This is a genomic window from Komagataeibacter europaeus (genome assembly GCF_002173515.1).
Classification (GTDB): Bacteria; Pseudomonadota; Alphaproteobacteria; order Acetobacterales; family Acetobacteraceae; genus Komagataeibacter; species Komagataeibacter europaeus.
Genome location: NZ_CP021467.1, coordinates 2053880 through 2077155, shown reverse-complemented (window position 1 = coordinate 2077155; position 23276 = coordinate 2053880). Strand labels below are relative to the sequence as shown.

At 62.0% G+C, this 23276-nt stretch carries 24 protein-coding genes; 18 read left to right on the top strand and 6 right to left on the bottom strand.

The genetic code is table 11. The annotated features are described in order from the left end of the window. Positions 1-134: 134 nt before the first annotated feature. The 13 genes from tolQ to S101446_RS09495 all read left to right on the top strand — a co-directional run bounded on the left by tolQ (position 135) and on the right by S101446_RS09495 (position 13685). The gene (tolQ, locus tag S101446_RS09555) at positions 135-800 is read left to right on the top strand and encodes a protein TolQ (RefSeq protein WP_010509099.1); all 666 of its coding nucleotides are present in this window, start codon (positions 135-137) and stop codon (positions 798-800) included. A 2-nt stretch (positions 801-802) separates the two neighbouring features. Continuing rightward, the gene (gene tolR / locus S101446_RS09550; protein WP_026018492.1) at positions 803-1237 is read left to right on the top strand and encodes a protein TolR; all 435 of its coding nucleotides are present in this window, start codon (positions 803-805) and stop codon (positions 1235-1237) included. A 30-nt stretch (positions 1238-1267) separates the two neighbouring features. After that, entirely contained in the window at positions 1268-2260 is a 993-nt protein-coding gene (locus S101446_RS09545) for an energy transducer TonB (RefSeq protein ID WP_087608245.1), read from the top strand. A gap of 30 nt (positions 2261-2290) precedes the next feature. Continuing rightward, a complete protein-coding gene (gene tolB, locus S101446_RS09540) occupies positions 2291-3655 on the top strand; it encodes a Tol-Pal system beta propeller repeat protein TolB (protein WP_026019616.1) in 1365 nt (454 codons plus the stop codon). A 247-nt stretch (positions 3656-3902) separates the two neighbouring features. Further along, positions 3903-4373 (top strand): peptidoglycan-associated lipoprotein Pal, encoded by a 471-nt coding sequence (gene pal, locus S101446_RS09535; protein WP_010509121.1) that lies wholly within the window; start codon positions 3903-3905, stop codon positions 4371-4373. 111 nt (positions 4374-4484) lie between these two features. After that, a complete protein-coding gene (locus S101446_RS09530) occupies positions 4485-5213 on the top strand; it encodes a tol-pal system YbgF family protein (protein ID WP_010509122.1) in 729 nt (242 codons plus the stop codon). 17 nt (positions 5214-5230) lie between these two features. After that, positions 5231-6493 carry a tRNA lysidine(34) synthetase TilS gene (gene tilS / locus S101446_RS09525; protein ID WP_087608244.1) on the top strand — a complete coding sequence of 421 codons (1263 nt, stop codon included), beginning with the start codon at positions 5231-5233 and terminating at the stop codon, positions 6491-6493. Positions 6494-6637: 144 nt separating this feature from the next. Beyond that, on the top strand, positions 6638-8578 hold the full coding sequence (ftsH, locus tag S101446_RS09520) for an ATP-dependent zinc metalloprotease FtsH (RefSeq protein ID WP_019085078.1): 1941 nt from the start codon (positions 6638-6640) through the stop codon (positions 8576-8578). Positions 8579-8810: 232 nt separating this feature from the next. Beyond that, positions 8811-9848 carry a dihydropteroate synthase gene (gene folP, locus S101446_RS09515; protein WP_157684865.1) on the top strand — a complete coding sequence of 346 codons (1038 nt, stop codon included), beginning with the start codon at positions 8811-8813 and terminating at the stop codon, positions 9846-9848. 52 nt (positions 9849-9900) lie between these two features. Further along, the gene (glmM, locus tag S101446_RS09510; protein WP_087608242.1) at positions 9901-11259 is read left to right on the top strand and encodes a phosphoglucosamine mutase; all 1359 of its coding nucleotides are present in this window, start codon (positions 9901-9903) and stop codon (positions 11257-11259) included. Positions 11260-11262: 3 nt separating this feature from the next. Then, the gene (thiD, locus tag S101446_RS09505) at positions 11263-12066 is read left to right on the top strand and encodes a bifunctional hydroxymethylpyrimidine kinase/phosphomethylpyrimidine kinase (RefSeq protein WP_019085081.1); all 804 of its coding nucleotides are present in this window, start codon (positions 11263-11265) and stop codon (positions 12064-12066) included. Positions 12067-12204: 138 nt separating this feature from the next. Beyond that, positions 12205-12930 (top strand): response regulator transcription factor, encoded by a 726-nt coding sequence (locus S101446_RS09500; RefSeq protein WP_019090956.1) that lies wholly within the window; start codon positions 12205-12207, stop codon positions 12928-12930. 359 nt (positions 12931-13289) lie between these two features. After that, a complete protein-coding gene (locus S101446_RS09495) occupies positions 13290-13685 on the top strand; it encodes a hypothetical protein (protein WP_010510886.1) in 396 nt (131 codons plus the stop codon). 43 nt (positions 13686-13728) lie between these two features. On the opposite strand, the gene S101446_RS09490 is transcribed toward S101446_RS09495, so the two are convergent. The 3 genes from S101446_RS09490 to S101446_RS09480 form a co-directional block, all read right to left on the bottom strand. Further along, the gene (locus S101446_RS09490; protein ID WP_010510883.1) at positions 13729-13971 is read right to left on the bottom strand and encodes a hypothetical protein; all 243 of its coding nucleotides are present in this window, start codon (positions 13969-13971) and stop codon (positions 13729-13731) included. A 223-nt stretch (positions 13972-14194) separates the two neighbouring features. Next, positions 14195-14806 carry a hypothetical protein gene (locus S101446_RS09485; RefSeq protein ID WP_019085084.1) on the bottom strand — a complete coding sequence of 204 codons (612 nt, stop codon included), beginning with the start codon at positions 14804-14806 and terminating at the stop codon, positions 14195-14197. A 109-nt stretch (positions 14807-14915) separates the two neighbouring features. Next, positions 14916-15605 (bottom strand): YfdX family protein, encoded by a 690-nt coding sequence (locus S101446_RS09480; protein WP_010510878.1) that lies wholly within the window; start codon positions 15603-15605, stop codon positions 14916-14918. 414 nt (positions 15606-16019) lie between these two features. On the opposite strand from S101446_RS09480, the gene dinB reads away from it, so the two are divergent. Continuing rightward, on the top strand, positions 16020-17105 hold the full coding sequence (gene dinB, locus S101446_RS09475) for a DNA polymerase IV (RefSeq protein WP_087608241.1): 1086 nt from the start codon (positions 16020-16022) through the stop codon (positions 17103-17105). A 204-nt stretch (positions 17106-17309) separates the two neighbouring features. Beyond that, positions 17310-18005 (top strand): SDR family NAD(P)-dependent oxidoreductase, encoded by a 696-nt coding sequence (locus S101446_RS09470; protein WP_239648239.1) that lies wholly within the window; start codon positions 17310-17312, stop codon positions 18003-18005. A 43-nt stretch (positions 18006-18048) separates the two neighbouring features. On the opposite strand, the gene S101446_RS09465 is transcribed toward S101446_RS09470, so the two are convergent. From S101446_RS09465 to S101446_RS09455, 3 genes are all read right to left on the bottom strand, one after another. Beyond that, on the bottom strand, positions 18049-18636 hold the full coding sequence (locus S101446_RS09465) for a DUF1643 domain-containing protein (protein ID WP_187293513.1): 588 nt from the start codon (positions 18634-18636) through the stop codon (positions 18049-18051). Between the two features lie 179 nt (positions 18637-18815). After that, positions 18816-20102, bottom strand: a complete 1287-nt coding sequence (locus tag S101446_RS09460; protein ID WP_010510870.1) for an NAD(P)/FAD-dependent oxidoreductase — start codon at positions 20100-20102, stop codon at positions 18816-18818. 57 nt (positions 20103-20159) lie between these two features. After that, positions 20160-21083 carry an MBL fold metallo-hydrolase gene (locus S101446_RS09455; RefSeq protein ID WP_087608240.1) on the bottom strand — a complete coding sequence of 308 codons (924 nt, stop codon included), beginning with the start codon at positions 21081-21083 and terminating at the stop codon, positions 20160-20162. Between the two features lie 90 nt (positions 21084-21173). Between S101446_RS09455 and S101446_RS09450 the strand changes: the two genes are divergently transcribed. The 3 genes from S101446_RS09450 to mntR are packed head-to-tail and all read left to right on the top strand — an operon-like array spanning position 21174 to position 23263. After that, on the top strand, positions 21174-21845 hold the full coding sequence (locus S101446_RS09450; RefSeq protein ID WP_048849557.1) for a peroxiredoxin: 672 nt from the start codon (positions 21174-21176) through the stop codon (positions 21843-21845). A gap of 6 nt (positions 21846-21851) precedes the next feature. After that, positions 21852-22754, top strand: coding sequence for a formyltetrahydrofolate deformylase (gene purU / locus S101446_RS09445; RefSeq protein WP_019085091.1), 903 nt, complete (start codon positions 21852-21854; stop codon positions 22752-22754). Between the two features lie 53 nt (positions 22755-22807). Further along, positions 22808-23263, top strand: a complete 456-nt coding sequence (gene mntR / locus S101446_RS09440) for a manganese-binding transcriptional regulator MntR (RefSeq protein ID WP_010510864.1) — start codon at positions 22808-22810, stop codon at positions 23261-23263. Positions 23264-23276 lie beyond the last annotated feature (13 nt).

The following is a 23276-nucleotide window of genomic DNA, read 5'->3' as shown; positions in this document are numbered from 1 at the left end:
CGGAAAGCGGGTTGGCCGTGACTTGCTAAAGGGGCAAGTTTCGTGTTTGTGCGAACGGTCAAGGTGGGCAGGAGGTATATTTGGACCAAGCGGTTAACGCGGCGAATCTGGGCGCTGCAGCAGGTGATCTGTCGATGTGGGCGTTGTTCATGCACGCATCGGTTGTCGTTAAGCTGGTAATGATTGGCCTGGTGACCTGCAGTGTGATTGTGTGGGCAATCATCTTCGACAAATTCACGACTGTCCGCCGGGTCAACCGGCAGGCGAATGATTTTGAGGAACGCTTCTGGGCCGGTGGCAGCCTTGACGACCTGTATGAATCCGATGGCGCGAAGCCGGTCCACCCGATGGCCGCCGTGTTTGGCGCGGCCATGGGGGAATGGCGGCGTTCATCGCGCATTACCGGCATCGACCTGGTGCATGGTGGGGTGCAGGATCGCGTCAACCGCGCCATGGCCATTACCATCACGCGTGAAATGGACCGCCTGAACCGGTGGATCATCTTCCTGGCCACCATCGGGCCCGTGGCGCCGTTCATCGGCCTGTTTGGCACGGTGTGGGGCATCATGCATGCCTTCGGGTCGATCGCGGCCATGCACAACACCAACCTGTCCGTCGTGGCCCCCGGCATTTCGGAAGCCCTGTTCGCGACCGCCATCGGCCTTGTCACGGCCATCCCGGCGGTGATCGCCTATAACGTGATCAGCAACAGCATGAGCGTGTTCGAAGACCGGCTGGACGCCTTCGGCACCGAATTCGCCGCCATCCTGTCACGCCAGTCCGAAGAAAGGGGTGCGTGATCATGGGGGCAAGCCTGAGCGACCTGCGCGGACGCCGGCGCAAGCGGCGGCCCATGGCGGAAATCAACGTCACCCCCCTGGTTGACGTGATGCTGGTGCTGCTCATCATCTTCATGGTGACGGCACCGATGATGACAAGCGGCGTGAACGTGGACCTGCCCAAGACGGATGCGGCCCCGGTCAATACCGATACCAAGCCGATTACCGTCTCGATCCGGTCCAATGGCGACCTGTACCTGGGTGATGAACCCGTCTCGCCCGACCAGCTGGTGGATCAGCTCAAGGCCGCGGCCCAGAATGACCGTGAACACCGCATTTTCGTGCGTGGGGATTCCCATATCGACTATGGCCGGGTGATGCAGATCATGGGCCAGATCACGGCAGGTGGCTTTACGCACGTGGCGTTGCTGGCGCAGCAGCCGCCCGGCGGCCATTAAGCTGAACCTGATACCGGGAGCCGTCTGATCGTGGTGCCACCGCGTCGTTCCGAACGTATCCTCATGCGGCGTTCCGTCATTGTATCGGGCGGGCTGCATGTCGCGCTGCTGCTTGCCGTGCTGCTGCGGATGCCGGTGCCGGTTCCCAAGGAGCCGCCTCCGCCGCCCACGATCGAGATGGAATTCGCGGCCGATACCGGCACGTCCACCCCGCATAAGGGCGACAGGCCGGCGCCCAAGCCCGCCCCGGCGCCCGCGCCGGTCAGGCAGGAGGCACCACCCGCGCCCGCCCCGCCCGAAAAGGCGCCCAATGAGGAAGCGGCCCCGCCGCCGCCGCCACCGCCGCCCATGCCGCCACCGCAGCAGGCGCCCAAGCCCGTGCCCGACGCGCCAACGCCGCCGCGTGAACAGCAGCCCTCGCCCGATGCGGTGAAGCTGCCGCCCACGCCGCCCAAGGCCGCGCCGGCACAGGCCCATGCCCCCGTGCCCCCTTCGGCCCAGCCGGACCCGACGGCCGCACCCAAGGTGCAGGAACACTCAAGCACGACGCAGCCCAACGAGGCGAAGAAGCACGTGCCTGATACGCATTCCCTGCTGGCCACGCTGGATTCCTTCCGCGCGGACCAGAAGCAGACCCATCCGCCCAAGGCGCGGCCCAACCCGCAGCAGGGTGGCGCCCCCGATGGCGGTGGAACGCCGGATGGGGATATCACCAGTGCGCTGAACGCAACGCAGCAGAAGGCGATCGGCAATTCCGTGCGCCGCTGTTATTCGGAAGATACGGCTGCGCGTAATTATGCCCAGTTCGTGGCGCATCTGGTTGTGACAGTGGATGAGACGGGCACGGCACGCCTAGTGGAATTCGCCCCCCAGACGCAGGCGCAGATGGCGTCGGACCCGTCCTATCGCGCACTGGCGGAACGTGCGCGTGATGCGGTGCTCAGCCCCACCTGTGCCAAACTGCCCATTCCGCAGAATCTTCTGGGCCAGACCAGGCAACTGAAATTCGTATTCCGTCCCTGAGAACAGGTGGACGAAGACGGGGAGATGAAAATGACATCAAGCGTAAAGCCTTTGATTCCAGATGATGATGCCGACCGGCTGGCCGCGGCCTTTGGCCGTCGTGGTTTCATGGGGGCAGGGGTGGCCGGTGGCCTTATGGCCACGCCGCTGTTCGCCGCGGGTGCCGCCCATGCGCAGGCTGGCGATGCCGAAATCACGGTGGACCAGGCCCGCACCGCGCCCATTCCCATTGTCCTGCCGTCGCTGGGCAGCGGTGTCGCGCAGCAGATCACGGATGTGATTTCCGCCGATCTGGCCAATTGCGGCCTGTTCCGTCCCATCAGCGCCAGCATGCCGCAGGGCACGCCCGATTTTGGCAGCTACAAGTCCATGGGCGCGCGCGCGGCCATGACCGGCAAGGTCATGGACCAGGGCAGCAGCCTGCGGGTGGAATTCCGGCTGTGGGATGTCATGACCGGCAAGCAGATCCAGGGCACGGCCTACACCGCGGCAGCCCAGGACTGGCGCCGCATTGCGCATGTGATCGCCGATGTGATCTATGGCCGCCTGCTGGGTGAGCAGGGATATTTCAATTCCCGCATTGCCTATATTGCGCGTTCCGGTCCGCGGGCGCGACAGATCACGCGGCTTGCCATCATGGATCAGGACGGGGCGGACAGCCGTTACCTGACCAACGGGCAGTGGCTGACGCTGACGCCGCGTTTCAACCCGGCAAATAGTGAACTGGCATTCATGTCCTATGCCAACTACAGGCCGCGTGTTTACCTGTTCAACCTGAATACCGGACAGCAGAGGCTGCTGGGTGACTTTTCGGGTATTTCCTTTGCCCCCCGTTTCGCCCCGGATGGACGTTCCGTGGTCCTGTCGGTCACGCGTGGCGGCGGGTCGGACATCTATACGGTGGACCTGACAACGATGGCGCGGCGGCAGATCACGTCATCCGGCGCGATTGACACCAGCCCGTCCTACAGCCCCGACGGGTCGCAGATCGTCTTCAACTCCGACCGTGGTGGTTCGCCGCAGCTTTATATCATGAGTGCCGCAGGCGGTGACGCGAAACGGATTTCCTATGGCCACGGGTATTACGGGTCCCCGGTCTGGTCCCCGCGTGGTGACCTGATCGCATTTTCGCGTATTGCCAATGGCAGCTTCTCGCTGGGGGTCATGGCGCCTGATGGAACGGGGGAGCGGATCCTGACGCAGGGCTTTACGGTGGAAAGCCCGACTTTCTGCCCCAATGGCCGCGTGCTGGCTTTCTGCCGCCAGAGTTCGGCGGGCAGAAATGGTGCCGGATTTGCAACAGGTATCAATACAATTGACATTACCGGCTTCCATGAACGGGCCCTGCCGGCGGGCAGCGCCTCCGATCCGACATGGTCGCCGCTGAACAAGTAATTCTTTCAATGTGTTGGACAGATAATATTCCGCTACCTAATCATTTAGCAAATGGCGGGTATGTGTTTGTCCAACATTGACTGTGGCCGGGTTTTACCTCTATGTTGGTGGCGGTTTCCAGCGATCGCGAGTTTCTGTTGGACAGTTTGTTTGGCAGGGCGCAACGAGACTCGGGACCGTTCTATATTTAAATCCGGAAATTCAACAAATGGTTTCAAGAAATGAAACCGATCCAGGATCAAAAGTAATGAAACTGAAGCTTCTCGGTGCGGCCGGCATGGCCCTTTTTCTCGCTGCCTGTTCCGATCATGCGAACAAGAACGTGAACACGGGCGCCGCCACGCAGCAGGTCGGCCCGACCCCGGGCAGCGAGGCTGATCTGGTCGCAACCGCGGGTGACCGCGTGCTGTTCGCGCTGAACCAGAACACGCTGTCAAGCGATGCGAAGGCAACGCTGGACAAGCAGGCTGCCTGGCTGGCCAAGTACCCGCAGGTACACGTGCAGATCGCTGGCAACTGCGATGACCGTGGCACGGAAGAATACAACATCGCGCTGGGTGAACGTCGTGCCAATGCTGCGCATGACTATCTGGTGGCGAAGGGTGTCGATGCATCGCGCATCACCACCATTTCCTATGGTAAGGACCGTCCGACCGCTGTTGGCGATGACGAAGCATCCTGGGCCCAGAACCGTAACGCCATCACGGCGGTACAGTAAGTTTCTGCCCACGCTTTTGATGGCGTGACAGTTATGGAACCGGCCGGGCGCTTATCGCTCGGCCGGTTTTGTTTTAGGTATGCATGTCTTGTGTTTCAAAGGGTTTGGTCCATGCAGTCTGTGATGTCATGTTTCCTTTCGGTCCCCCTTCTGTGCCGGCGGTGGGGCAGGGTGGGCGTGCTGGCCGGTGGGGTCTCGCTGGCAGGCATGGGGCTGGCGCAGGCTGCTGGTGACAATACCCTGACCCTGCAACTGCTTGACCGTGTAAACGCACTGGAAGAACAGACGCGGGAAATGCGTGGCCAGATCGACCAGCTGACCAATCAGGTACAGCAGCAGAATGCCGCCCTGAGCAAGCAGATCGGCGACATGGACTTCGCCATGCAGCATGGCCACGGCGGCACGGGTTCCAGCACCGTTGCCCCGCCCGCGACCACCGCCGCCCCGGCAGCCAAGCGCACGCCTGATGATGTGCTGAAGGCCGGCAATGACGCGTTGCTGAAGCAGGATTACGCCACGGCGCAGGCTGATGCGCAGCAGGTCCTGTCCGGACCCAAATCCCCCCGGCAGGTGGATGCCCAGTACCTGCTGGCCCAGTCGCTGGCGGGGCAGAAACAGTACCGTCAGTCGGCGCTGGCCTATTATGACGCCTATAACCGCGCACCGCACGGGCAGCGCGCGCCCAGTGCCCTGCTGGGGGTGGCGGCGACGCTTGTGGCGCTGAATGACAAGGCATCGGCCTGTCAGGCGCTGGACAAGCTCTCCAGCGAATTTCCCGAACCCGCCGCCCGTATCAAGTCCGCCGAACAGGTTTACCGTAAACGCGCCAAGTGTAGCTGACCTGCGAGAGGGCGCTGGTGCTTTCGGCTGAACCCGTCGATCCGTCACGTTTTGCCACCATGATGGCGTCCCTTGGCCCATGGCCGGGCCAGGGCGTGCCGGTGGCGGTTGCGGTATCGGGCGGGGCGGACAGCATGGCGCTGGCCATCCTTGCACGGCAATGGCGGCATGACGTGATGGCACTGGTGGTCGATCATGGCCTGCGTGCCGAATCCCGGTCCGAAGCCGTGCAGACCCTAGCCCGGCTGTCCACGCTTGGTATTCCCGGTCGCCTGCTGACCCTGACGGGGCTGGCACGTGGCCCCCGCATGGCGGAACGTGCCCGGCGCATGCGCTATCAGGCCCTGTTCGCCGTCTGCCGGGAAATCGGGGCGCTGGACCTGCTGGTGGCCCATCATGCGGGGGACCAGGCTGAAACGGTCATGATGCGCAGGCGCGCCGCCAGTGGTGATGACGGGCTGGCGGCCATGGCGGTTGCGACGCCCGTGGCAGATGTGCGCATTGTCCGGCCATTGCTGGGCGTTGCCAAGTCTGCCCTGTATGCCACCGTTCGCGCGGCGGGGGTGGCATGGGTGGAAGATCCATCAAACCATGACCTGCGTACCGAACGCGCGCGGGCGCGGCAGGCGCTGGCCCATGACGGGACGCATGCCACGCGGTTGCTGGCAGCGGCCCGACGCGCGGGGGCCGGGCGCATGGCGCATGATGCGGCGGATGCGCAATGGCTTGCGGACCATGCACGGTTTCATTGCGGGGGATGGGTGGTGCTGCCTGCGGGGCTGGCGCCCGCAAGACTGCTTGCCGCCCTGATCCGCGTGGTTGGTGGACGGGATTACCCGCCCGGGCATGAGGCCGTCGGGCGACTGGTCCATGCGCCGCGGCCCGCAACCCTGGCGGGGACGGCCATCATCCCGTGGCGCGATGGGCAGTGGATCATCGCGCGTGAGGAATCGGCACTTGCCCCACCCATGCCAGCCCGCGCGGGAGATGTATGGGACCGGCGGTTCATGCTGCGGGCCCATGGCCTTGCGCCGGGGTGGATGATGGGGGCGGCGGGTGCCGTAGCATCATGGTGGCCTGCCGGCCGGTCGCGGTCCGTCTGGCCCGCGCGCGTGTTGCGTACGCTGCCCGCGCTGTGGCATGATGGCCGGGTCATGGCCGTTCCGCATATGGGACTGCGCACGCAGGATTGCGCGGCCGATGCGGTTTTTGTGAACCAGCCACCCCATCCCGTGCTGCCCGGGGCCATGTTTTATGCGCCCGATGGCAGGCCTTGCTGATCCATTGTCATAAAAGGTGGTGGATTGGGGGTGTGAATGTCCCTTGATCGTCCTATGTATGATAGGACGTAGTGAACGTGGCGTCTGTTCGTCTGCCCGCGTGGGGTGATGGCGAAGGGGCCAGCGGATGGAACAGTAGGCAAGATGAACAATTTCGGCCGTAACCTGGCCCTGTGGGTTATCATCATCGTCCTGTTGCTGCTGCTGTTTAACGTTTTCCAGCCGGGAAGCGTGCAGCACGCATCGCAGCAACTGGCATATTCCGATTTCATCGGGGACGTGAACAGCGGGCATGTCCGGTCTGTCGTGGTGCAGGAACATAACATCACCGGCACACTGACGGATGGCACCTCGTTCGACACGTACGCGCCGCAGGACCCGACCCTGATTTCCCGCCTGACGGAAAAGGGGGTGGAGGTTGCGGCCAAGCCGCTGGAAAGCGACACCAACCCCTTCCTGCGTTACCTGATCAACTATGCGCCGCTGCTGCTCATGGTGGGTGCGTGGATCTTCATCATGCGCCAGATGCAGTCTGGTGGCGGACGCGCCATGGGCTTTGGCAAGTCGCGCGCACGGATGCTGACCGAAAAGCAGGGCCGCGTGACGTTTGACGACGTGGCGGGCATTGATGAAGCCAAGGGCGAACTGCAGGAAATCGTCGACTTCCTGCGTGATCCGCAGAAGTTCACCCGCCTGGGCGGCAAGATCCCCAAGGGCGTGCTGCTGGTTGGTCCCCCCGGCACCGGTAAGACGCTGCTGGCCCGCGCCATCGCGGGTGAGGCCAACGTGCCGTTCTTCACCATTTCCGGTTCCGACTTCGTTGAAATGTTCGTGGGTGTGGGCGCGTCGCGTGTCCGTGACATGTTCGAACAGGGCAAGAAGGCCGCGCCCTGCATCATCTTCATTGACGAAATCGACGCCGTGGGCCGTCATCGTGGCGCGGGCCTCGGCGGCGGGAATGATGAGCGTGAGCAGACCCTGAACCAGATGCTGGTCGAGATGGACGGGTTTGACAGCAATGAGGGCGTGATCCTGATTGCCGCGACCAACCGTCCCGACGTGCTGGATCCCGCCCTGTTGCGTCCCGGCCGCTTTGACCGTCAGGTCGTGGTGCCCAACCCTGATGTGGCAGGCCGTGAAAAGATCCTGCGTGTCCATATGCGCAAGGTGCCGCTGGCATCTGATGTGGACCCGAAGGTGATTGCCCGTGGCACGCCTGGTTTTTCGGGTGCGGATCTGGCCAACCTTGTCAATGAAGCCGCCCTCATGGCCGCCCGCCTGGGCAAGCGTACCGTCGCCATGCTGGAATTCGAGAACGCCAAGGACAAGGTGATGATGGGGGCCGAGCGCCGGTCCCTGGTCATGACCGAGGACGAGAAGAAGATGACCGCCTATCACGAAGGTGGCCATGCCCTTGTCGGTATCCTCACGCCCGGTTCCGACCCGGTTCACAAGGCGACCATCATTCCGCGCGGCCGTGCGCTGGGCATGGTGATGAGCCTGCCGGAAAAGGACCGCTATTCCGAAAGCCGGTCATGGTGCATCGGCAAGCTGACGCTGGCCATGGGCGGGCGCGCGGCGGAGGAAATCATCTTTGGCCCCGACAATGTCTCCACCGGGGCGTCGGGTGACATCAAGATGGCGACCGATGTGGCCCGCCGGATGGTGACCGAATGGGGCATGAGCGAAAAGCTTGGCATGGTGGCCTATGGTGGCAACGGGCAGGAAGTGTTCCTTGGCCACAGTGTGACCCAGAACAAGAACGTGTCGGAGGAAACGGCCCGCGAGATCGATAACGAGGTCCGCAAGCTGATCGACGCCGCCTACGACCGTGCGCGTAGCCTGCTGCTGGAACACATTGACCAGTTGCACCGTCTGGGTAGTGCCCTGCTGGAATATGAAACCCTGACGGGTGAGGAAATCCGGCAGGTGCTGCGCGGCGAGAAGATCGAGCGGGTGGTGGTTGACGATCCGATGCCGGAAAACCGGCGTCCGTCCGTGCCGCCTTCGGCTCCCTCGGCCCCGGTTGCACCGCTTCCTGCGCCAGAAGGTGGCGGTGGGGTTGGTACGGCGCCGGCTGGTTAGGACATCTGATCCGGACGGAAGAATATGGCGGGGTGGCCCATGGCTGTCTCGCCATATTTGTATCTGGGGCATAAGAGATTGTTTCCAAATAATCTTTTGATAAAAAAGCAATAAAAGTTTTTGGCTGCCGCCTTTTTGACAAAAGGCGGCATGTCCGGAAATATTCTGGAAAAAAGCTTTACTACAGACGCCCCTGGTATTTGCAGTACGACACCCGCATTGACAGATGATGATGAACGACTGGCTGATTGAACCCCTTGGCCTGCTGCATGGGCCTGCCGCCCGACAGGCTGTAACGGCCGGGCTGGCCCGCTGGCTGGCAGGCGGACCATCAGCCTATACGCTGGCGCGGTTATGGGGCGGGGAGGAAGACGGACATATCGTGCCTGCCTGCCTCCTTCCCGCGCAATGGGCACAGGTTGCGGACCGGGTCAGCGCGCCGTTTCCCGATGCCGGTCTGCCGTCCGGCCCGCAGGTGATGGGAATCATCAATGTCACGCCCGACAGTTTCAGTGATGGGGGACGGCATTATCATGCCGCGCCCGCGCTGGAGGCCATACGGACGATGTATGCGGCCGGATGCCGGATTGTTGATATCGGCGGTGAAAGCACCCGTCCCGGCGCCCCGCCGGTAACGGCGGAAGAAGAATGGCGCCGTATCGGGCCCGTTATCCGTGCGGTGCGGGAATGCACCGGTCTTGATAACCTGCACCTGTCCATTGATACGCGACAGGGCATGGTCATGGACCGCGCATTGGGGGCGGGGGCCAGTATCATCAATGATGTCTCGGCCCTCACATATGATCCGGCTGCGCGCAGAGTGGTGGCGCGGCATGGCTGCCCGGTCATGCTCATGCACATGCGGGGCACGCCTGCAACCATGCATGACCATGCAGCGTATGACGATGTTGCGGTGGATGTGGTGCGCGAACTGGCGCACAGGGTGGATGAAGCGGTGGATGCCGGTATCGACAGGGCGCGCATACTGGTTGATCCGGGCATCGGCTTTGCCAAGACGGTGGAGGGTAATCTGGACCTGCTGGCCCGTCTTCCGCTGCTGGCCAATCTGGGCTGTCGGGTGGTACTGGGCGTTTCACGCAAGCGCATGCTGGGTGAAATCTGCGCCCAGCCAGATGCGGCCCGCCGTGATCCGGCCACCATCGCCGCCAGCCTGCCGGGACTGGTTTTTGCAGATACCGTGCTGCGTGTTCACAACGTTACGGCCATGATGCAGGCGATGCGTGTCACCCAAGGGCTGGATCGTCACTGACAGGTAAGGTAGGTCGGGTGTACGACCTGAATGCATCCGGAGATCCCCAGTAATGGTAAAAACAAGAAAGCTGTTCGGCACTGATGGAATTCGGGGCACCGCCAACCGTTTTCCCATGACGGTCGAAGTGGCGCAGAAGCTGGGACAGGCTGCCGGCCTCCGCTTCATTCAGGGGACTCACCGCCATAGTGTGCTGCTGGGCAAGGATACGCGCCTGTCGGGGTACATGATCGAATGCGCGCTGGTATCGGGCTTCCTGTCGGCAGGCATGGATGTGACGCTGGTGGGACCGATGCCGACACCTGCCATTGCCATGCTGACCCGTTCGCTGCGCGCGGATCTGGGGGTCATGATTTCGGCGTCGCATAACCCGTATGGTGATAACGGCATCAAACTGTTCGGCCCGGATGGATTCAAGCTGTCGGATGAGACGGAAGCCGGGATCGAGGCGGCGATGAATTCCGATCTGACCCATATGCTGGCAGCCCCGGACCAGATCGGTCGGGCGTCCCGCCTGAATGACGCGGCGGGACGGTATGTGGAAAACGCCAAATCCTCCTTCCCGCGCGGGTTGCGGCTGGATGGGCTGCGGATCGTGATCGACTGCGCCAATGGCGCGGCCTACCGCGTCGCGCCGACGGCATTGTGGGAACTGGGGGCGGAGGTCGTGCGGATCGGGTGCGACCCCGATGGCATCAACATCAATGAAGGCTGCGGCTCCACCCGTCCCGAAGCCCTGTGCACTGCCGTATTGCGGCACCGGGCGGATATCGGTATCGCCCTGGATGGGGATGCCGACCGGGTGCTGATTTCCGATGAAAAGGGCCGGCTGATTGATGGCGATCAGATCCTTGCCCTGATTTCCAAGTCATGGGCGCGGCAGGGACGGCTGTCCAGCCGGTATATCGTGGCCACGGTCATGTCCAACATGGGGTTGGAACGCTATCTGGAAACACAGGGGCTGGAACTGGTCCGCACGGCGGTAGGCGACCGCTATGTCGTGGAAAAGATGCGCGAACTGGGTGCGAATATCGGGGGCGAGCAGTCAGGGCACATGGTCCTGTCCGATTTCGCCACTACGGGCGACGGGCTGATCGCCGCCCTGCAGGTCCTGGCGGAAGTGGTGGAATCCGGCCGCCCCGCCAGCGCGGTCTGCCGCATGTTCAAGCCCTATCCCCAGCTTTTGCAAAATGTCCGCTTTGCCGGGAAAAGCCCGTTGCAGGACCCGCAGGTGCATGAAGCCCGCAAGGCCGCGGAAAAACGCCTGGGGGAACGCGGGCGGCTGCTGCTGCGTGAAAGCGGGACGGAACCGCTGGTGCGCGTGATGGCGGAAGCGGAAGATGAAGTGCTGGTGAAAGAAGTGGTCGAGGACATGTGCGACGCGATCAACGCGATCCAGATGGCGGGTTGATCCATGAAGGGACGTATCCTGATCATGGCTGGCAGCGACAGCGGGGGCGGGGCCGGTATCCAGGCGGATATCAAGACCGTCACCATGCTGGGTGGTTTCGCCATGACCGCCGTGACGGCGCTGACGGCGCAGAACACGCTGGGCGTGCATGAGGTGATGCCGGTATCACCCGCCTTCGTCATCGCCCAGATGCGCTGTGTCATGGATGACCTTGGCGTGGATGCGTTCAAGAGTGGCATGCTCGACCGCGCCGAGGTGATCGAGGCAATCGCCGGCGTGCTGATGACAGCCGTCGGCATTCCCTACGTCCTTGATCCGGTCATGGTGGCGAAGGGAGGCGCCGCGTTATTGCAGGACAGTGCGCTGTCCGCCCTTAAATCCCGGCTGCTGCCGCTTGCATCCGTCCTGACCCCAAACCTGCCGGAAGCCGAGGTCCTGCTGGACCGGCGGATCGGGAACCGGATGGAAATGGTTGCCGCAGCACATGATCTGCTGGCGCTGGGACCACGTGCCGTACTGCTCAAGGGTGGGCATATGGAGGGCGACGAACTGGTGGATGTGCTGCTGGCGCGTGGTGGCGCGGCGGAAGAATTCGTGACTCGGCGCATCCATACCCGCCATACGCACGGTACCGGTTGCACGCTGGCCAGTGCGATTGCGACCGGCCTGGGTCAGGGCATGTCCCTGCGTGATGCGGTGGTACGGGCACGCGCGTATGTACACAAGGCGATTGCCGGGGCCCCCGGCTATGGCAGCGGGGCGGGGCCACTGGATCATACGGCTGGAATGGCGACGTGGCCATCTTAATGGTTAATTAACAAAACAAATGATATTAATCCATAAATATTATAACAGGGCAGTAATATATTATCAACTTTAGGTTGTCTGCGAATTACAATGCACCTATAGGTGGTTACGTTGTAAAATATCTACTGGATGGTCGATATGCGGATTTTGCTTGTTGAGCCTGTTGCACGAAAAGCCGAAGAGACCACCCGGCACATGGAAAAAGGTGGATTTACGGTAGATCATGTCGATACGGGGCATGATGCGCTGGGAATGCTGAAATCGTATAATTACGATCTTGCCGTCATTGATGTCCGGCTGCCTGATGTGGATGGGTATGAAGTCCTGCGTATCAGTCGGGCCGCGCGTGTACCGACCCCGGTGCTGATCCTGTCGGAAGAGCGGGCCTCCATGGCCAAGGTGAAGGCATTTTCCATCGGTGCGGACGATTATGTGACACGTCCCTATGAATCCATGGAACTGGTTGCGCGGATGCAGGCGGTCATCCGCCGATCAAAGGGATATAGCGAACCCACGCTACGCGCGGGGGAGCTTGAACTGAGCCTGGACAGCCGGGAAGTCACGGTACATGGCCAGAACGTGCATCTGACAGGCAAGGAATACATGATCCTGGAGCTATTGCTGCTGCGCAAGGGCATGGTGCTGACCAAGGACGCCTTCCTGAACCACCTGTACGGCGGCATGGATGAACCGGAAATGAAAATCATTGACGTATTCATCTGCAAGCTGCGCAAGAAACTGCAGGTCGCCGGGGCAGGGCAGCTTATCTCCACCGTATGGGGACAGGGTTATGTCCTGCGTGACGAAGGCGGCCCACTTGCCGTAACCCCTGAACGGGCCAAGGCGCAGGTGGCGGTTTTCTGATCGCGTCCCGGCTGGCATGTGGTGCGGATACTGGCACTCCATGCCTTGAAAAAAGACATAGGTTACAGGGAATACTTGGCAACACAAAAAAAGGCAGGCCACCATATGGTAAGCCTGCCTGAGTTTTAAAGTGATGATTCGATATGCGATGCCCCCATCGCCCTGCTGTTATTGCATTGGTGTTCCATCCCCGGACATGAGATAAATCAAAGTCGGTCGGAATAATGCATATGTTTTTTCTGTGACATCTTTATTCCGTTTCGCGCATGGGACAGGATGCGGGAATTAACAGGATGGAAACAGGCAGAATGTCGATGGGACACCGTAAAAGGTTCAGGCATCTATACACTGGCGGCATATTGCTGATCGCGGCGGCAGGTAGCCTGAGCGCGTGTGAAAGCGTGCATGACCAGATCGTGGACAAGGAAAACAGCCTTGCCGCGGCAGGGTTCGTCGCACGTCCGGCCAATACGCCGGAACGTCAGGAAATGTTGCAGAAACTTCCCGCCAACCGGTTTCTTCAGAAATCGTTCGGGGATCACATGCTGTATGTCTATTCCGACCCCAAGGTATGCAACTGCCTGTATGTCGGTAACCAGGCGGCCTATGGACGGTACATGTCCTATGTGCAGGCCCAGAACCTGGCAGACCAGCAGCAGATGACGGCTGACATGTACCAGGATGCCTCATGGAACTGGGGCATGTGGGGCTGGGGTGGCGGCTGGGGCGGCCCGTGGGGCGGTGGCTGGTGGTAAGGGATTGCGGTACATCCATGTACCGCACCTGATCAGTGAGGGTTCACACCAGTTTGGGACGGTGGTCGGCATAGACCACCATCTGCCACGCTTCCCGCGTGCCCAGCCGGTGTGGATGGGCGTGGGCGGGGGGCAGGAGATGCCCTTCGCTTACGGCAATTTCCACGCCGCAGCCAACACAGCGGTAAATGCCGGAATGGGGCGCCACGGTACGGGGGGGATGGATCTTGTCGAATTCAGGATCGGTCCACGTATCAACAAACTGTGCGGACTGATAGAGGGCCATCCCGTTCTCCATACTTTCCCATCGGCTGCCAAGGTTGTCGAACCTGTCAGAAGGGCTGTTAAAACAACATTTAGCATGCATGTTATGTTACGCCACCCTCTTCGGTCATCCATCCTTCCGGTAACTGAATGCAACGGCCCGGATGGGGCATGTGGCACCGGTTAAGGAACGGTTCAGGACAGCCAGAGTATAAGGCAGTATATTATTTAAATTCGCGTAACACCTATCCCCCTGAACGCAGGGTCAGTGACTGGTCAATGGTCTGGGTAACAATGGCGTTCAGGCCGCCATGGGCTGCGGTCCACTGGAATGGATCGGCATCATTGTTGAATGTCGGGTCAAGCTGGTCACCGGTGACCGTGCCATACACCTGAAAATACATGTCGGGACGGGCCGGAATGGTATCCATTGTCCATGTCCAGTCATCGGACAGGAGTGCCGTCGCGCCAATGCGCGCGCAGGGATGGGCATGGGACAGGGTTACCGCCGTTGTGGTCATGAGGGCCGCCTGTGGACGGTGATAATCGCCATCCCCCCCGATATCTTCCATCTGCAACTGGCGGCGACGTGCTTCTTCCGCAGGGGGGATGTTACGCCACCCATCCCCGTCCGGGGCGGCATGGGCACGATCCAGTGGGTCAGATGCAGGGCCGAAGGCATGTCCGGCGTAGCTGAGTGCGGTGCCTGCGGGCACATGGATCGGACCCCGCGCCGGGGAATCCTGCACAAAGGCGTTTTCCACCGCGTGCTGTTGCAGGCACAGTTCGATTTCACCGCCAGCCCATGCAGGTCGGGCCGACAGGAATGCACAGGCCAGGCCGACATATGCGGCCATGCGCCAGGCTGTCCGCGCCCGGTCAGGCAGGCGATGCCGCTTCCCTGACCGGGAAGCGGCATGTGACGTCAACATGCGATGCATGAAAACGACCGGAAACGACCGCGTATCAGTGGGCGGACTTCTTGCCGCTACCCTGGCCATCAGGGGAGCCGACCATGTCTTCGGATACGAAGCGGATGCTGTTCTGGGCTTCCTGCAGCGCGCTGTCAGCGCCCTTGGTGTCCTTGCCCGCCAGCAGGTTGGACGCACGGTAGACATCGCCCGCGCTGGCATCCAGCGGTGCGATGGCCAGGACGAAGTCAACATCCACGGCCGCGACCTGCAGGTTCTGTGCCGCCTGTGCGGTCTGGCCCTTGTTCAGGCTGGTATTGGCGGACGCCACGGCCGACCCCTTGGGGGACGTGGGCTCAAGGTCTTCGGTCACGATATATTCGCCGTCAACCGGCAGCCATGCGACAGGCTGGGTGGATGCCGAGGCGGAGGGAGCGGGCGCGCCAGCCGGCGCCTTCTTGGGCGGGGTCAGCTGGGCTTCCGCCTTCATGAACACCTTGTTGTCGCTCTTGGCGCGGGTCAGGGCATTGTTGGCGTCGGTCAGCAGCTTGGCCGCGCCGGCAGGGTCGTTATTGGCCAGCGCGGTGCGGGCCATGGCGATATCGTCAAACGCGCGGCTGCCATCAGCCGACAGCTTGGCGAAGTCACGATTGACGGCACGGCCGTTGGAAGGGGCGGCATGGGCGACACCCAGCGCGGTTCCCATCATCAGGGCGGCGGCGGGCAGTAAGGCAAACTTCTTCATGGTTCATATCTCCGGTCTCTGTCATTGCATCATCGCGCGGCGCCAGATGTAACAAAAGATGTGGCAACGCAATGCGGCTGCCCTGTCTTCGCATGTCAGGCCTGACCCGGCGCAATCATGTAAAAATGCGGTATGGTCATGTTTCCGCCATGCGTTAGTATGAAACAGTGCCGTTCCCGTCTGGAACGGACCTGTCTATCAAGGAATGAACCATGTCTGAATGTACAACCAAGTGCCCTTCCAAGTCCCCTTGCCTCAAGGGCATCCTGGTTCTTGGCGCGATTGCCGGCGTCATCGCGTATTTCCTTAAGAAGAAGAAGTGCAACGGCTGATCTGCCGTAATGTCGTGCCGGCCATGCCCCGTCGGGGCGTGGCCGCGCGCGGCACGTCCTGCTGCCAGGCCCGTGGTGTGCCGTGACGCAGTCGCCAGGGTACCGCCGTATCATCCATGTGGACATGGATGCATTCTATGCCTCGGTTGAACAGCGCGATGATCCCGCCCTGCGGGGCAGGCCCCTTGCGGTAGGGGGCGTGGGCCGCCGTGGCGTGGTGGCCGCCGCCAGTTATGAAGCCCGCCGTTTCGGTGTCCGTTCGGCCATGCCGTCCGTGACCGCGCTGCGTAAATGTCCCGACCTGCTGTTCGTGCCGCCGCGCTTTGATGTCTATCGCGCCGTCTCGGCACGGATTCATGACATTTTTTCGCGTTTTACCCCGTTGATCCAGCCGCTTTCGCTTGATGAAGCCTATCTGGATGTCACGCACCCCCTGCAGCCCTATCCATCCGCCACGGCGATTGCGCAGGCCATTCGCGACCTTATCCGTGAAGAGACGGGGCTGACCGCATCCGCTGGTGTATCCTACAATAAATTCCTGGCCAAGCTGGCGTCGGATTATCGCAAACCGGACGGGCAGTTTGTCATAACACCGCGCATGGGCGCCGATTTTGTAGCCGCCCTGCCGGTTGAGGAATTCCACGGCATCGGCCCGGCCACGGCGGCGCGGATGCACGCGCTGGGCATTCGCACGGGGCTGGATCTGCGCCAGCAGCCGCTGTCCCGCCTGCTGCGGCATTTTGGCAAGGCGGCGGATTTCTATTACGGCATCGCGCGCGGAATTGATGAACGCCCGGTCGAGGTCAACCGTCCACGCCGTTCGGTAGGGGCTGAAAAAACATTTGAAGCCGATATCCATGACTGGCCTGCGGCATGTAACAGTGTGGCGGACCTGTCGGCACGGGTATGGGACCGCTGTACTGCCCGCAGCCTGACGGGCGTTACCGTGACCATAAAGGTAAAATACAATGATTTCCGCCAGATCGTGCGCGGGCGTACGGCGGCGGAACCGGTGCGTGACGCAGGCGACCTGACGGATCGGGCGCAGGCGCTGCTGGCCCCATGCTTTCCCCCGCCACGGGGCATAAGACTGCTGGGCATTACCGTATCGGGACTGCGCGCGCGCGATACGCAGCCTGCGCCCCGGCAACTGGCGCTGTTTGGATAATGAAGAAGTTTCTGGTGAAGCTTTTTTCCAAAAGCTTCAGAAAACATCGCCTTTTTGAAAAAAGGCGATACCCGAAAACTTTTATCTGCTCATAGGAAATGATGGCTGCCTGTTCATTACGGCATGCATATGAATTCGTCAGATCGTTCAGCATGTGAAAGGATGGGACCTGTATCGACAACAAACAGGATGCAGGAAGCCTACATGGTAGAGTCCGGACGGGTCATTATGGTTTCAGGTGCCGCGCGCGGCATGGGGGCCGCCATCGCCCGCAAATTTCATGACGAGGGCTGGTGCGTCAGCCTTGGCATGCGCACCCCCCACATGCCCGCATGGGCGGATGGGGAACGTGTGCTGGTCTCCCGCTATGATGCGCTTGACGCCGCGACCGAAGCGGCGTGGGTGAAGGAAACGCAGGCCCGTTTCGGGCGGATTGATGCCGTTGTGGCCAATGCGGGCATTGGCACATGGAAAAGCGTCATCGATATTTCGGAACGCGATATGGATGACATGCTGGAAGTCCATATCAAAAGCCCCCGCAGGCTCGTGGCCGCCGCATGGGACCAACTGGTGGCCTGTGGGCAGGGACGGGTGATCGTGATCGGTTCACTGTCCAGCAAGCGGGTTTATGATGCGGATTCGGGGGCCTATGCCGTATCCAAATTCGGGTCGCTGGCGCTGGCGCACGCCATTCGGCATGCAGGTTTTGACCATGGCATCCGGTCCACTGTCATCTGCCCCGGATTCGTCAAGACGGACATGGTGGCCGGCATGATGCCGGACCTGAAAATGACCCCACCGGAGGAAATCGGCCGCATTGCCCATTTCCTTGTCACCTCCCCCAACGAGGTCAGCATTTCCGAAGTGCCGGTCAACTGCCGGGCGGAAGAAAGCTTCTGACCGGCCGGCCTGCCACCGCCCGCCGCATGCCCCTGCGGGACGTTCAGGCGGGTGGATAGGCGGGCAGGGGTTCAGGACGCAGGTCGGCGGGCAGGTATAACGGATGTTCAGGCCGGCCCGAACGGCGGCTCAGGCGCATGGCGCTGACGGTAATGCCATGCTGCTGCAGCATCCGCACCACGTCCGGCCCGCGCGACAGCAGGCTCCTGATCTGGGGGGAGCCGTAAGCGGCAATCACCAGGTCGGCCCGGCGCGCCATGTCCAGCAGGTGACGGTCATTATCGGGACCAACGGGATCGGGTACCTCCGTCAGGCGTTTCTGGTCGGTGCAGCGATAGGCGAACGTGTTGCCCACCAGCAGCGTGCCGTAGCCCCATGCACGGGCATAACGCTGGCATTTGGCTACGGTGCGGTCATCCCCATCCTCGGTCGCGACCGACGGATTCATCATCAGCCACATGACAGCGGGGCGATCCGCATTCCACGTGCGCGTCAGTTCATAGCGGTAGCATTTGTCCGGACCGCCATAGACGGCATGGCTGACCACATCATCGGCCAGGCGCAGCGGACGGGAAGACCCCACATGGTGGGTGGCAGACGGCTTGGTATCCATGCCCGTATTCATACGCATGGCCGCATGAAGGTCCACCCCACGTGGCCATGCATCATCCCATTGGATAAAAAACTGTTTTAGAAAAGTGTCCGGTGAAGCTTTTTCAAAGCTTCAGAAAGAATGCCGCCTTTTTGGAAAAAGGCGGCACCCGGAAACTCTTATTGTTTTTTATCAATGGCCTGTTCTGAAACAGTCCCTTAGCGCGGCGTGCCGATCTTGTGGGGGGCGACCATGATTTCACGGCCCTTGAGCATGCCATCCCAGTACAGCACCGGCATGACCCATTCCTTCAGCATCCATGCCAGATGCGTGGGCTTGCGGCCATTGAGCAGCCATGTCGGCAGGGTCGGCTCCAGCTTGCCGCCATAACCGAATTCCGCCAGCACGATCTTCCCGCGTTCGACCGTCAGCGGGCATGCGCCGTAACCGTCGTAATCGGCGACGGCGGGCTTGTGGTCCAGCGTGGCCAGCACGTTGACCGCAACCACCGGGGCCTGCACGCGCACGGCGGCCGCCGTCTTGGCGTTGGAGGTGCCAGCCACGTCACCCAGTGCGAACACATTTTCATATTTCGTGTGTCGCAGGGTGGCGGGGTCAACCGATACCCAGCCGCCTTCACCTGCCAGCGGGCTGTTGCGGATCACGTCCGGCGCACGCTGGGGCGGGACGACATGCAGCATGTCGAATTCCGTCTCGGTCGTGGTCTTGGTGCCGTCTTCGGCCACGTTGGTGAAGGTGGCGACCCGGTTCTTGCCATCCACCTTCGTCAGGTTGGATTTCAGGCACAGGTCGATGTGGTAGCGCTGGATGTATTCCATCAGCGCCGGTACGAATTCCTTCACCCCGAACAGGCCCGGCGTGGCGGTGTGGAAGGAGACATTGATATTGTCAGCCAGTCCCCGCCTGCGCCATGCGTCACAGGCCAGGTACATCGCCTTCTGCGGCGCGCCCGCGCATTTGATGGGCATGGGCGGCTGGGTGAACACGGCATTGCCCCGGCCCAGCGTCTGCACCAGCTGCCAGGTGTAGGGGGCAAGGTCATAACGATAGTTGGAGGTCACGCCATTGCGGCCCAGCGTTTCGCTCAGCCCCTCGATCCCGTCCCAGTCCAGCGTCAGGCCGGTTGCGACAACCAGCACCTCGTAACGGATGGATGACCCGTTCGACAGGTGCACAAGATTGGATTCGGGCTCGAACCCGGTCGCCGCCGCCTGCACCCAGTCCGCGCCGGCGGGGATCAGCCGCTTTTCCGAACGCCGCGTCTGGGACTGCTTGAATACGCCGCCGCCCACCAGCGTCCAGCCCGGCTGGTAGAAATGCGATCCTGACGGTTCGATGATCGCGACCGTGATACCGCCCCGGCGCTTGAGAATGCTGGCTGCCGTGGACAGGCCGGCCGCCCCGCCGCCTACCACGACGACATCATAGGTCAGCCCGTGCGCGGGGCTGGACAGGTTCGGGGCGGCTGGGTCGGTATCTGTCATGAAGGGTCTCCGTAACTCAGAATGTAAAACCGGCTCTAATCGGCTGTAACAGGAATGTCATGAACCGCTGACCGGGATTTTGATATAACTTACACCATTGTCTTCCGGTTCGGGCAGGTGCCCGCCACGCATGTTGACCTGCACCGAAGGCATGATCAGGTTCGGCAGCGACAGCGTGGCATCGCGTGCGGTGCGCATTTTGACGAATGCATCTTCATCCACGCCGTCATGAACGTGGACATTGTCGCGTCGTTCCGCGCCGATTGTGGTTTCCCACGCATATTCGTCGCGTCCCGGCGCCTTGTAGTCATGGCACAGGAAGACACGGGTTTCGTCAGGCAGCGACAGCAGCCGCCTGATGGAATGGTACAGCGTGCGGGCGTCGCCCCCCGGAAAATCGGCGCGCGCGGTGCCGTAATCGGGCATGAACAGCGTATCCCCGATAAAGGCGGCGTCCCCGATCACATACGCCATGTCCGCGGGCGTGTGGCCAGGTACGTGCAGGGCGATGGCGGGCAGCGAACCCAGCATGAACCGTGTCCCGTCGCTGAACAGGCGGTCGAACTGCGACCCGTCGCGCGCGAAACGGGTGCCCGCATTGAACATTTTGCCAAAGATGTCCTGCACGCGGATGATGGATTCCCCGATCCCCAGCCTGCCGCCCAGCCGTTCCTGCAGCCAGGGTGCCGCGGACAGGTGGTCGGCATGGACATGCGTTTCCAGCAGCCATTCCACCTTCAGTTTTTCCGCCGTCACGTAATCCACAATTTCCTGCGCCATGGCGTGATCGGTCCGGCCGGATGCGGGGTCGTAGTCCATCACGCTGTCCACGATGGCGCAGGCCATGGTGGCGGGGTCATGGACGACATGGGTGGCGGTGAAGGTCGGATCGTCAAAAAACGTCCTGACAACAGGCATATGGCCCGTGGCGCGGCATGTTGTGATCTGGCTGGTGGCAGCCGCGATGACAGGGTCGGTCATGGAATGGCTTCCATACTTTATGAATTACATAATAAATGTATGTTATAAGATGGCTTGCGTCAAGGCGCGACAGATGCAAAAGGGCAGGACATGAGCAATGAGGGAAGCATTCCCGCAACCGGTGGCATGACCGAGGCCCGCCCGTTGCGTATTGGTGACGTGGCGCCGGACTTTCAGGCGCGTACCACGAAAGGTGAGATGCGCCTGTCGGATTTCCGTGGGCGCTGGCTCCTGTTTTTCTCGCATCCGGCGGATTTCACGCCGGTCTGCACCAGCGAATTCATGGCGCTGGCCAGGGCGCAGGACCGTTTCGACGCGCTGGACTGCGCCCTGCTGGGACTGTCGGTTGACAGCCTGTACGCGCATCTGGCGTGGCTGGAGACGATATACGAACGCTTCGGGGTCGAAATTCCCTTTCCGCTGGTGGAAGACCCTTCCATGGCGGTATGCCGGGCTTATGGCATGCTGGACCAGACCGCGCAGAACAGTGCCACCGTGCGCGCATGCTACGTGATCGACCCCGATGGCGTCATCCGCGCCGTGATGTGGTATCCCATGTCCGTTGGCCGCTCGGTCGAGGAACTGCTCCGCCTTGTTGAGGCCCTGCGCCGCAGCGCGGGCAATACCGTCATGACACCCGAAGGCTGGGTGCCGGGCGGCGACGTGGTCAGGCCCGTGCCCACCACGCAGGCCGGCGTGCGCAAGGCCACGGGCCAATGCTGGTTCTACAACACCGTGCCCGATACGGGCCGCACGCGCTAGCGCGCCATGCCTGGCAATGGGGAAATGATGCCCGACCACAAGAACCACGACCGCCGTTCCTATATCCTGACGCTGTCATGCCCGAACCGTCCGGGCATTGTCGCCGCGATCAGCCACGCGCTGTTTGAACTGGGTGGGGATATCGCGGGCGCCCAGCAGTTTGATGAACGCGAAAGCCGTATCTTCTTCATGCGCGTCGTGTTCAGCGTGCCGGCCGATGGCATTGCGCGCGGGGGCCTGGACGTGGCGCTGGCGCAGGTCGCCGCCCGGTTCGGCATGAAATGGTCGCTGCGTGAAAACCCGCGGCCCACCCGCACCGTCATCATGGTCTCGCGCTTTGACCATTGCCTTGTGGACCTGCTGTACCGCTGGCGCATCGGCGAACTGGCCATCGAACCGGTGGCCATCATCGCCAACCATCCCCGGCAGACCTATGCCCATATCGATCTGGACGGCATTGCGTTCCATTACCTGCCGGTCACCGCCGCCACGCGCGGCGAACAGGAAGCCCGCATCGCGGATATCGTGCGCGAGACGGAGGCCGAACTGGTGGTGCTGGCGCGGTACATGCAGATCCTGTCCGATGGCATGAGCGAATGGCTCGCCGGGCGCTGCATCAACATCCATCATTCCTTCCTGCCCGGTTTCAAGGGGGCGAGGCCCTATCACCAGGCTTTTGCCCGTGGTGTGAAGCTGATCGGGGCCACGGCCCATTTCGTGACGCCCGACCTGGATGAAGGCCCGATCATCGAACAGGATGTCGAACGCATCACCCATGCCGACAGCCCCGATGACCTGATCCGCAAGGGGCGCGATATCGAACGCCGGGTGCTGGCCCGCGCCGTGCGCTACTTCACGGAATGCCGGGTCATTCCCAACGGGCACAAGACGATCGTGTTCAATCCATGACGCCAGCGGGCCACGGCGGGGGTGGGCCACGGCGTGGTCCGCGTCCGCAACCCATGCCTGACGCCGATATGCAGTCCGCCGGTTTCCGTCAGGCGCGGCTGGCGCGCAAGACCGCCCTGATCGAGGATTATGTCGAACTGATCGACGACCTGCTCAATGACGGGCAGGAAGCGCGACAGGTGGATATCGCGGCGCGGCTGGGTGTTTCGCAGCCCACGGTGGCGAAGATGCTGGTGCGGCTGGAGGCGGACGGACTGGTGACGCGCCGTCCCTATCGCGGCATTTTCCTGACCGACGCCGGGCATGACATGGCGGCGCTGAGTCGCGCGCGGCACCATACGGTCGAACGCTTCCTGCGCGCGCTGGGTGTCAGTGAAGCCAATGCACGTATTGATGCCGAAGGCATGGAGCATTATGTGGGCGCTGAAACGCTGGATGCCTTCCGCCATGCGCTGGATGCGGGCCTTGCCACATTCCTCAAAACCGCCCGGAAGCACCGCCACGACTGACCCCGCCGGGGTC

Excerpts from the sequence above, each read along its gene's own strand:
- mntR (WP_010510864.1), top strand. The coding sequence starts at position 22,808 with ATGCCTGACGCCGATATGCAGTCCGCCGGTTTCCGTCAGGCGCGGCTG.
- S101446_RS09460 (WP_010510870.1), bottom strand. The coding sequence starts at position 20,102 with ATGACAGATACCGACCCAGCCGCCCCGAACCTGTCCAGCCCCGCGCAC.
- folP (WP_157684865.1), top strand. The coding sequence starts at position 8,811 with ATGAACGACTGGCTGATTGAACCCCTTGGCCTGCTGCATGGGCCTGCC.
- purU (WP_019085091.1), top strand. The coding sequence starts at position 21,852 with ATGCCTGGCAATGGGGAAATGATGCCCGACCACAAGAACCACGACCGC.
- pal (WP_010509121.1), top strand. The coding sequence starts at position 3,903 with ATGAAACTGAAGCTTCTCGGTGCGGCCGGCATGGCCCTTTTTCTCGCT.
- S101446_RS09485 (WP_019085084.1), bottom strand. The coding sequence starts at position 14,806 with ATGGCCGCATATGTCGGCCTGGCCTGTGCATTCCTGTCGGCCCGACCT.
- ftsH (WP_019085078.1), top strand. The coding sequence starts at position 6,638 with ATGAACAATTTCGGCCGTAACCTGGCCCTGTGGGTTATCATCATCGTC.
- S101446_RS09465 (WP_187293513.1), bottom strand. The coding sequence starts at position 18,636 with ATGCGTATGAATACGGGCATGGATACCAAGCCGTCTGCCACCCACCAT.
- S101446_RS09480 (WP_010510878.1), bottom strand. The coding sequence starts at position 15,605 with ATGAAGAAGTTTGCCTTACTGCCCGCCGCCGCCCTGATGATGGGAACC.
- S101446_RS09490 (WP_010510883.1), bottom strand. The coding sequence starts at position 13,971 with ATGGCCCTCTATCAGTCCGCACAGTTTGTTGATACGTGGACCGATCCT.
- S101446_RS09470 (WP_239648239.1), top strand. The coding sequence starts at position 17,310 with ATGGTAGAGTCCGGACGGGTCATTATGGTTTCAGGTGCCGCGCGCGGC.
- S101446_RS09450 (WP_048849557.1), top strand. The coding sequence starts at position 21,174 with ATGAGCAATGAGGGAAGCATTCCCGCAACCGGTGGCATGACCGAGGCC.
- glmM (WP_087608242.1), top strand. The coding sequence starts at position 9,901 with ATGGTAAAAACAAGAAAGCTGTTCGGCACTGATGGAATTCGGGGCACC.
- thiD (WP_019085081.1), top strand. The coding sequence starts at position 11,263 with ATGAAGGGACGTATCCTGATCATGGCTGGCAGCGACAGCGGGGGCGGG.
- tolQ (WP_010509099.1), top strand. The coding sequence starts at position 135 with ATGTGGGCGTTGTTCATGCACGCATCGGTTGTCGTTAAGCTGGTAATG.
- tolR (WP_026018492.1), top strand. The coding sequence starts at position 803 with ATGGGGGCAAGCCTGAGCGACCTGCGCGGACGCCGGCGCAAGCGGCGG.
- S101446_RS09500 (WP_019090956.1), top strand. The coding sequence starts at position 12,205 with ATGCGGATTTTGCTTGTTGAGCCTGTTGCACGAAAAGCCGAAGAGACC.
- S101446_RS09455 (WP_087608240.1), bottom strand. The coding sequence starts at position 21,083 with ATGACCGACCCTGTCATCGCGGCTGCCACCAGCCAGATCACAACATGC.
- tolB (WP_026019616.1), top strand. The coding sequence starts at position 2,291 with ATGACATCAAGCGTAAAGCCTTTGATTCCAGATGATGATGCCGACCGG.
- S101446_RS09530 (WP_010509122.1), top strand. The coding sequence starts at position 4,485 with ATGCAGTCTGTGATGTCATGTTTCCTTTCGGTCCCCCTTCTGTGCCGG.